7 protein-coding genes and 3 pseudogenes are annotated in these 8,286 nt (G+C 66.4%); 5 read left to right on the forward strand and 5 right to left on the reverse strand.

The window, feature by feature from the left end; genetic code table 11:
• The first annotated feature begins 1,547 nt into the window (after positions 1-1,547).
• A complete protein-coding gene (locus tag GQS09_RS24850) occupies positions 1,548-1,814 on the forward strand; it encodes a hypothetical protein (protein WP_165989809.1) in 267 nt (88 codons plus the stop codon).
• On the opposite strand, the pseudogene GQS09_RS24855 reads toward GQS09_RS24850, so the two are convergent.
• Positions 1,804-2,397 (reverse strand): annotated as a pseudogene (locus tag GQS09_RS24855) (transposase); the annotation flags it as partial. The gene GQS09_RS24850 and the pseudogene GQS09_RS24855 overlap by 11 nt on opposite strands.
• A gap of 176 nt (positions 2,398-2,573) precedes the next feature.
• Here GQS09_RS24855 and GQS09_RS24860 point away from each other — a divergent pair.
• The gene (locus GQS09_RS24860) at positions 2,574-2,762 is read left to right on the forward strand and encodes a hypothetical protein (RefSeq protein ID WP_165989810.1); all 189 of its coding nucleotides are present in this window, start codon (positions 2,574-2,576) and stop codon (positions 2,760-2,762) included.
• Between the two features lie 173 nt (positions 2,763-2,935).
• Here the strand turns inward: GQS09_RS24860 and GQS09_RS24865 are convergent, their stop codons facing one another.
• The 3 genes and pseudogenes from GQS09_RS24865 to GQS09_RS31110 form a co-directional block, all read right to left on the reverse strand.
• The gene (locus GQS09_RS24865; RefSeq protein ID WP_399552597.1) at positions 2,936-3,334 is read right to left on the reverse strand and encodes a transposase; all 399 of its coding nucleotides are present in this window, start codon (positions 3,332-3,334) and stop codon (positions 2,936-2,938) included.
• 439 nt (positions 3,335-3,773) lie between these two features.
• A pseudogene (locus GQS09_RS31105) lies at positions 3,774-4,247 on the reverse strand (transposase); the annotation flags it as partial.
• Positions 4,190-4,726 (reverse strand): transposase family protein, encoded by a 537-nt coding sequence (locus GQS09_RS31110; RefSeq protein WP_399552598.1) that lies wholly within the window; start codon positions 4,724-4,726, stop codon positions 4,190-4,192. The gene GQS09_RS31110 and the pseudogene GQS09_RS31105, both read right to left, overlap by 58 nt.
• 90 nt (positions 4,727-4,816) lie before the next feature.
• Between GQS09_RS31110 and GQS09_RS24875 the strand changes: the two genes are divergently transcribed.
• The 3 genes from GQS09_RS24875 (at position 4,817) to GQS09_RS24885 (ending at position 6,696) form a co-directional block, all read left to right on the forward strand.
• On the forward strand, positions 4,817-5,635 hold the full coding sequence (locus tag GQS09_RS24875; protein ID WP_165989812.1) for a helix-turn-helix transcriptional regulator: 819 nt from the start codon (positions 4,817-4,819) through the stop codon (positions 5,633-5,635).
• The gene (locus tag GQS09_RS24880; RefSeq protein WP_165989813.1) at positions 5,622-5,942 is read left to right on the forward strand and encodes a hypothetical protein; all 321 of its coding nucleotides are present in this window, start codon (positions 5,622-5,624) and stop codon (positions 5,940-5,942) included. The genes GQS09_RS24875 and GQS09_RS24880 overlap by 14 nt, the downstream gene beginning before the upstream one ends.
• A gap of 127 nt (positions 5,943-6,069) precedes the next feature.
• Positions 6,070-6,696 carry a helix-turn-helix transcriptional regulator gene (locus tag GQS09_RS24885; protein WP_165989814.1) on the forward strand — a complete coding sequence of 209 codons (627 nt, stop codon included), beginning with the start codon at positions 6,070-6,072 and terminating at the stop codon, positions 6,694-6,696.
• Positions 6,697-7,615: 919 nt separating this feature from the next.
• Here GQS09_RS24885 and GQS09_RS31115 read toward each other — a convergent pair.
• A pseudogene (locus tag GQS09_RS31115) lies at positions 7,616-7,835 on the reverse strand (transposase); the annotation flags it as partial.
• Between the last annotated feature and the right edge of the window lie 451 nt (positions 7,836-8,286).

The raw sequence follows: 8,286 nt of genomic DNA on the forward strand, positions 1-8,286 counted from the left end.
CGCCTCCCGCGCGCGCTCAGTAGACGACCTCGCCCACGAGACTCGCCGTTTCCTCCGCCGCCGACAGCGCCAACCCCACATCGTCCGCGGCTACTTCCACACCCGACACGTCCGCTACACGATCATGTAGGCAACCCAATAGTTCCGGCTCAATAACTCACTCATCATTGGATGGTATGGCGTCACGGCGAAATGGAACGACCCTGAAGGGAAATCCCGTCAGGGTATGACTGAGAGAGACTTTGTTCGCGGATTCTTCGCCGGTGGAGTCTCTTTCGGTTTCGCCTCGGAGAAACACCAGAAAATCAAGGGTCCTCCTACCGGGGTGGATGTCTGTATGCGGGCCTAGGTGGGTGTGTCGGAGGCTCGGAGAAACACTGGGTGATTTCCGCAGGGCGAGGTTCCGGATTCGCCCCGAGCGGGGGAAGGCACTTACCCTGAATTACCGGAAGGAATTAGGCCTCTGCTTGGCCTGATTAGCCCTCTGGGGTGATCTGATTTCGTTAGGTATTCGATGATGGTAATCCAGGGCTCGGAAGATTTGGGAGATGTAATTACCGGCCAGAATTCCCGTGGTCGACGACATGTCGGCAATTTGTCACAGCTGCCCGACAGTAACCTGTGCGCTGTCGACGAAAGCGGCCGCTTCGTTTCGACCCGAGAGCAGTGCAGTGGTGGAGAATTCCTGATCTGCGGGCTTTTTCCTTCCTGCGTCTGGCTGCGGTATTTGTCATCCTGACTCCCGTGCCAGCAGTGCTCGGAATACTGTTCCCAGTGCCGCTCAGTGGTTCTTCTGGGCTCTGTCAGGAGCTATGGCATTCGTCGCTGTGCAGGTTCTCTACGCCACCCGACGTCGGCTCCATCGGGTACGTGCCATGTGGCGCGCTGCCAGAGAGCCGATGGGCGTTATCGTGCGGGACGTGCTGCTTCCTGGCGGCGAGAACCCTGCTTGGGTGGTGCTGTTCCCGGCTGATGCTGAGCCGACGACTGTTCGCCAGACAATGGTTGAGGTTCTCACCCCCGTACCTCAGTGCCCGCGCTCGGCGAGGCGCGGTTGTCGGAGTCAGCGGGCGAGGATCATTTGGTGGTGTGCTGGCTAGATGAGGTACCGCTGTGGCTCGTGCAGCCCTCGCAGCCTTTCGACAGCCAGCTGGTTCGGCGAGGCATGAAGCGATGAGAATGGCTGATCGGGGGGCGAGACAGATACCGAGAACGTAAGTGTCATTCGCACCGCGCGGACGCAGAGTCTTGCTATCGCGGTGGTGATCCGCCGTACTCGAAAGGACACCGTCGTGGGAGCTGTGCCCGCTGCCAGGCTGCTGAAGTCGGTGACTACTTCACCGCCGGACTGAACGCGTGCAGTGGTGACTACCGCTCTGGCTGATTGCGGGATGCCGACGGTCATCCCGAGGACCTGATTGCAGCTGTCGAGGCCGGGGCCGTCGTCGGTATGCTTGAAGCCCCGTGCTTCAGGGTGGGTGCAGGGTGAGTAGTGTGGTGGGTGCAACAGAAGGGAAGTTCCGCCGCAACTAATCACCATTAGTTGAATGATGGAATTCGGAGAGGTGTTAATGTTCACTGCAAGAGTGAACTATATTCGATTCGAGGACGCTATATTTTCGGACATTTGGATACCTTGGATCATCACCATCTTTTTTCTCGCAGTATGGTTGTTTACTCGTCGCGGCTCAGGGGCCGATGCTCGGAAGGGTGCGGAAGCTATTCCTGTGGCTGGTCTTACCGGTGCAATTCTGGTCGGGCTGACTTCGATAGGGCTTACGATCCAGGCGCTGAGCAACCATCTCAGCAATTAGAGCTCCGATAAGGGCGCTGCCCCGTAAAACGATCTCTGGGTCGCCTCGGACGCGGCAGGCTGTCGCTCGGCCCTGCCTCCCATCCGGCGAGGGCGAGGTTGTACATCCGGGCGATGCCGAGCATGGCCTGGTGGACGCCGTCGCCTTTGAGGCGGCAGTCGCGGAGGATTTTCCAGGTCTTCATACGGGCGAAGACGTGCTCGACGCGGGCCCGGACCTGCTTGTGGGACTTGTTGTGTTCCTCTTTCCAGGCCTGGAGTGCGCCCTGGCCGTGCTCGCGGCGGTGCGGTGACAAGTCCGGTGCCCTGGTAGCCGCCGTCGGCAATCGTGAGGGTCCTGCCGACGGCGGCCTTGGCGCCGGACTCTTCCCACGCCTTGCAGCCGTTGCGGTTCCCGGCGAGCGGTCGGCCGATCACGACGACCAAGCGTGTGTCAGCGTCGATGACGACTTGGCGGTTGGTGGAGTACCGATAGTTCTTCGACCGCTCGGCGATCGTGTGGTCGCGGGTGGGTACCAGGGTGCCGTCCACGATGAGCACGGGTCCTTGGCGAACCGCTTGCAGGGCTGGAGAGCGAGCATCGGGGTCACCGACCGGATGCGTCAGGACGTGCGCATCGGGATCACCCAGAGCCTGGCCACCGACTGGCCGCCCTACATAGGGCCTGATCAACCGCGGCGCCCTGCGCACCCCAGTAGCCGGGAACCGACCCGTCGGGGAGTGCAGGCCGCCGCACCGAAATCCGGTAGCCGCACGGACTATGGCGCTGCAGAACGTCCTCGGCACCACCTTCCTCGGCCACCGTTCCGGCCATGGCCCTCTGCACCGGGGCAGCGAGTACCTCGAAGAAGACTTAGTGGCGCGCGGGGAGCTCACGGAGGCAGTCCGCGACGCGCTGCGCAACATGGCACTGGAGTGGCGCTACCTTCACCCCGACATCCCGGGCTGACAGTGACCCCTGGCCACAGGAGAAGAACCAGAACAACTGGCCGCCGGTACCCCGCCCACCAGGTGAGCTTTTCGACTGGCCGGGCGGGTTACGGGCTTCCCTGGGTGCCCGGCAGTGTCGGCGGCGCTTGAATTGTGGTTCTGTCGCAGGTCTTGTGGGGCGGTAACTGAGCGTTAGCTGAACAGGATTCGTTTGCGGAGCAGGGGGAGCTTGGCCCGGCCGAACATTTGCCGTTTCAGCATCTTGATCCGGTTCACTGTGCCCTCGACCGGGNGGTTCACTGTGCCCTCGACCGGGCCGGAGCTGTAGGGCAGGGTGAGGCCGACGACGACGGCCTGTTGGTCTTGGCGAAGGCCGGTAACGAAGGAAGTGAGGTCGGGCAGGTCGTCGGCGAGGGCCTTGTCCATCCACGCTTCCAGCCGGTGGCCGTGACGTTCGGCCATCAGCTCGGCGAAGGCACGGACGTGGTGGGCGGTCTTGCTCAGTTCCGGGCAGCGGTCCAGGAGGTTCCTCAGGGCCTGGGCCTGTTCGTCGGTGAGGCGGTCGGGGTGGCCGGCGATCCAGCTGGTCACCTGCCGGACGGACGGGGACCGACGGACCGGCCGGCCGTGCGGGACGGCTTCTCGTAGCTGTCGCACGTAGTGCTTGACCACGCTTTCGCCGCCTGTNCTGGGCCTGTTCGTCGGTGAGGCGGTCGGGGTGGCCGGCGATCCAGCTGGTCACCTGCCGGACGGACGGGGACCGACGGACCGGCCGGCCGTGCGGGACGGCTTCTCGTAGCTGTCGCACGTAGTGCTTGACCACGCTTTCGCCGCCTGTGTAGCCGCGGTCGCGGAGTTCTTCGAACAGGCGGCTGGCGGTGGTGCAGCCTTGGGCCCATCGCTGGTGGAGGTAGGGCTTGTAGGGGTCGAGGATGCTGGAGCGGCCGGTCCACTTGCCGGCCAGTAGTTCGTCGGCGCTGGTCGCGCGCAGGAAGCGGCGGACGGTGTTGCGGGCCAGCCCGAGCCGGCGGGCAATGTCGCGCAGGCTGTGGCCTTTGTGGTGAAGTTCATGGATGGTCTGGTAGCGCTCGCGGGTGCGGTCGCTGATCCGGCCGGACGTGCGCGGTCCTGCGGCCAGGGGCGTCGTGACGAGCGCGGTCTCCACGTCCTGGGCCGCGAGGGCCGGTTGGTCCTCGGGCGGCTCGGGCAGCAGCGCGCGGTGGCGGGTGACGGTCCTCTCGACGGCCTCGACGAGGTTGTCGAACAGGTGCCAGCGGTCCGCGCACTGGATGGCGTCGGGTGCTCCGGTGCGTGCGCCGTCGGCGTAGGCGGTAGCGCGGTCGCGGCAGATGACCTCGACACCGGGGTGGTCGGCCAGCCAGGCGGCAAGGGTGGCGGCCTCACGGTCAGGCAAAACATCGATGGGGTGGTGGGTGTCGATATCGATCAGGATCGTGCCGTAGGTGTGCCCCCTGCGGAAGGCGAAGTCGTCCACTGCGAGCACCTTGGGCGTGGGCTGGTCAGGTTTTCGGGCAGGGCGCGGATGAGCCGCAGCAGGGTGTCCCGCCCGGCGGTCATGCCGAGCAGCCTCGCCAGTCGGGCTCCCGCCCGCCCCGCCAGTGCCAGGGCGATCCTCGCCAGCGCCTCGCGCTGGTGGTCGGTCCGGTGAGCGTAAGGTCTGGTCAGCCCCGCTATCTGCTCCACGAACGTCCGCCTGCAGCATGCCTGATGACCGCAGAGGAAGCGCCGCACCCGCAAGGCCAGCACCACAGGCTGCCCAGAGCTGGGCAGATGCGCGGGATGCCGCTGGTAGGAGCCGTGCACCCGCTCCGACCAGCCGCCACAGCCCGGGCAGCAGGCACCGGACGCCGTACTCCGCGCCGTCACGCAGACCGCCGCCCGGCTCACCTCCACCGACGTGACCGCTAGGTCAGCGATGCCGGGGAACAGCAGTTCCTTCAGCTCGACCGTGATCTCTCCCACGGCCAGTGACGATCACCCGAACGAGCAACAACCCAGGCTGTTTTCGGGCAACCTCCAGACCCACACCCACAAGATCAACAGCTACACGACGTGACGATCCACAAGACCTGCGACAGAACCACGATTCAAGCGCCGCCGACAGACGGGACACCTCCGCTCGCGCGGAGAGGACGCAACCTCGAGCAGGGCCGGCCCGTCAGGCCCACATCGCAGGTGCTGGAACGTCTGGCCGATGTGCTCGGTCTGGACCGCTCCCAGCGTGCCACCCTCTACCTGTACACCTCCGGCACCCTGCCCCTCGTGACCGAGGTCGACGAGCCCGCGGCCCAGGCGCTCCGGGTCCTGCTCGACACCCTCATGCCCCACCCGGCCATCATCACCGGCAGCACCTGGAACATCCTGGGCTACAACCTCGCTGCGGCCGACTGGTTCCCCTGGCTGCAAGACGGGGTCAACTTCATGCGCTGGTTCTTCCTCGATCCCGAGGCCCGCGAGCAGCTCAGCGACTGGCACCGGCACGCCAGCAACATGATCGGCATGCTGCGCATCAGCCATGCGCAGCACCACGACGACCCGCAGTTCGTCGAACTGCTGCAGGAGATCCTCGCCGACCGCGAGCGCCTGGCTCTGTGGCAGCAGGGCCAGCGGGTCCACGAAAACGACAACACCCACCTGCGCCTGCACAGAGCCGGCGGCGAGGAAGTGACCGCGCTGGTGCACGTGCTTGTATCCGGCGAGCAGCCCGACCGTCCGCGTCGTCATCCTCAGCCCATTGCCCGAGGAAGACGCCCAGCCCGCTCCGGGCACCTTCGGCGACCCTGTCATGGTCGCCACGGTCGAGGAAGCCGAGCACCTCGCCGGCCCCGGCGCCGTCCCCCTTCCCGCACTGAGCAGGATGATGGCAGATGACGTGCGCCTGATGCTCTCCACCGACCACCGCGCTGTCCTACGCGCAACACGCCAGCGCAACGGGTGCTGGGCCGTCTCGGAAGTGCCCGCGCTCAGCATCCTGGACGGCCTCCGGCACGCCACGGCCATCCCGGAAGCCCGCCAGGAATACAAGGCCGTGGCCCGCGCAGCGCTGCCGCCCGTGCCCGCCCAGGCTGTGGCCCGCCTGGACTCCCTCCAGGACCAGCACCGCCAAGTGCTCGAGATTCTGACCGAGCTCCGCGGTGAACTCACCGCCGAAAGCCCTCGGACGCCGCCACCTTCGTGAAGCCATGGGAATGGGCCCACCACGGATGCGAGGAACCGCCGGTGTTCCGGCCACGCGGTGATGTGCCCAAGCGATGACGGTAGGGGACCAGCGAGCGGCAAACCACTAGCCAGTGAAGGGGATCGCGATGGCAGCACGGGGTGAAAGAACCACCACAGGCAACGGCTCATCGGTGGAAGGGCTGATGGGGCTGCCGCCCTTGATGCGAGCCTGGCGGGCCGCCGCCGGTCAGCGAATGGGCCTGGGCAAGCCGCTGCCCCAGAAGCAGCTTGCCGACCGCGTGGACGTCAGCGTGCGCTGGATCCGCAATCTCGAATCCGGGCTGCCCGTGCGGCCGACCCCGGAAGTACTCGAACGCCTGGCCGATGTGCTGGGCCTGGACCGTTCCCAGCGTGCCACCTTGTACCTGTACACCTCACGCATCATGCCGCTGGTCACCGAGGTGGAAGACCCGGCCGCCCGGGCACTGCGGATCCTGCTGGACACCCTCATGCCCCATCCGGCCACCATCACCAGCAGCACCTGGGACATCCTCGGCTACAACGCGGCAGCGGCCGACTGGTTCCCGTGGGTGCAGGAGTCCGACGCCAACGTGATGCGCTGGTTCCTTCTCGACTCCGAGGCCCGCGACCAGCTCAGCGACTGGCACCGGCACGCCAGCGACATGATCGGCATGCTCCGCGTCTCCCACGCACAGAATCCCGATGATCCCGAGTTCGCCGCCCTGCTCGAGGAAGTNACAGAATCCCGATGATCCCGAGTTCGCCGCCCTGCTCGAGGAAGTCCTCGCTGACCCCGAATGCCTGCGGATCTGGCAGCAGGAGCAGCGCGTCCACGAGAACGACAACACCCACATGCGGGCCCACCTCCCTGGGCACGGCATGGAGGAGGTCACCGCGCTGGTGCACGTGCTGTACCCGGCCAGCAGCCCCACCACCCGGGTCGTGATCTTCACCCGACTCCCCGACGACACCGACCCCCGCCCAGCACAGAGGAGCCCGAGCCGATCAGTGACCCGGTCAGCGTCGCCACCCCCGAGGAGGCCGCCCGCCTCGCCGGCGCCGGCGCCGTTCCTCTGCCGGAGCTGAGCAAACTCACCCTCGATGACATCCGCCTGACCCTGTCCACCGAACACCGCACCGTCGTACGCGCCACCCCGCAGCGCAACGGACGCTGGGCGGTCTCCGAAGTCCCCGCATTCAGCGTTCTGGTCAATCTCCGGCACGCCGCGGCCATCCCCCAGGCCCGCGCCGAATTCAAAGCGGTCACCCGCGCTGTCCTGCCGGCCGAGCCGGCCGCGGCCGTCGCACGCCTCGATCCCCTGCGTGACCAGTACAGTCACCTTCTGGAGATCCTCACGGAACTGCGTAGGGAACTCACTGCGCAGCAGCCCAGGCCTCCCGCGCCGTAACGAACGCGGGGCGGGAACCGCACACTCCACGTTGACAGATGAGGCTGCCGTCGTCGGAGATGGCGTGTCACCGCGGCGGAACGGATGGTTGCTCCCAGGCGACCGCAACAGCCCCGTCTCATCAAGCCGCCGCAGCTCCGCAGCCCAGGATCCAGGGCATCATCCGGCCCCATTCTCCCTTGTGCCGACGTCACGCCGGCAAGGGCCTGGGGATCGTAAAACGAGGGGTCTGTTCCGTAGTCGGTGGTGACGGAGGGTGTCGTCAGCCCAGGAGGATGCGGTGGCGGAGGAGAGGGAAGCTCGCGCGGCCGTACTCTGGCGTTTGATCAGCTTGGTTTTGTTGTTGACGCCTTCGGTGCCGCCGTTGTGGTGCGGCAGGGTGAGAGCGGCGTCGACTGCGGCGCGGTCCTTCTCGAGGCCCCGGGTGAAGGCATGCAGGTGGGGCAGGTCCGCGGCTGGGCCGGGGTGATCCAGGTGCTCAGCAGGGTGGCATTGCCGTCGGCGGGATCCAGCCGTCGCATCCTGCGCATCGAGCGGACCTGGCCCTGGGCGGCGGCCTTCACCACCAGCTGGAACAGGCTCACCCGGCTTCCGGCCGCCACCTGACGGCTGGCTCACGCCGCGACGAGGATCAGGAAGGAGGATCCGCAGTCTTCGGGCCCGTGGAACCCGGCGCACCCCGCGGCGTCACGCGACGGCCCGCCCTCCGACGCCAGAGGACAATACGGGCGAACGGCCACACCAATCAGCGGTCGAACCCACTGACGAATCGAAGTTATTGATCCGGAACGGTTGAGTTGCCTGCTCGTTGGCAGGGCGTGATCGAGGTTGAGGACGCGCGTCGGCTGCATCCTGCCACGCGGGAGGTAGTGCGGCTGCGGGTGGTGGCCGCGCTGGAATCAGGGCAAGTGCGCACCTACCGGCGGGCGGCCG

The organism is Streptomyces sp. YIM 98790 (assembly GCF_011421595.1).
In the GTDB taxonomy this organism is placed as follows: domain Bacteria; phylum Actinomycetota; class Actinomycetes; order Streptomycetales; family Streptomycetaceae; genus Streptomyces.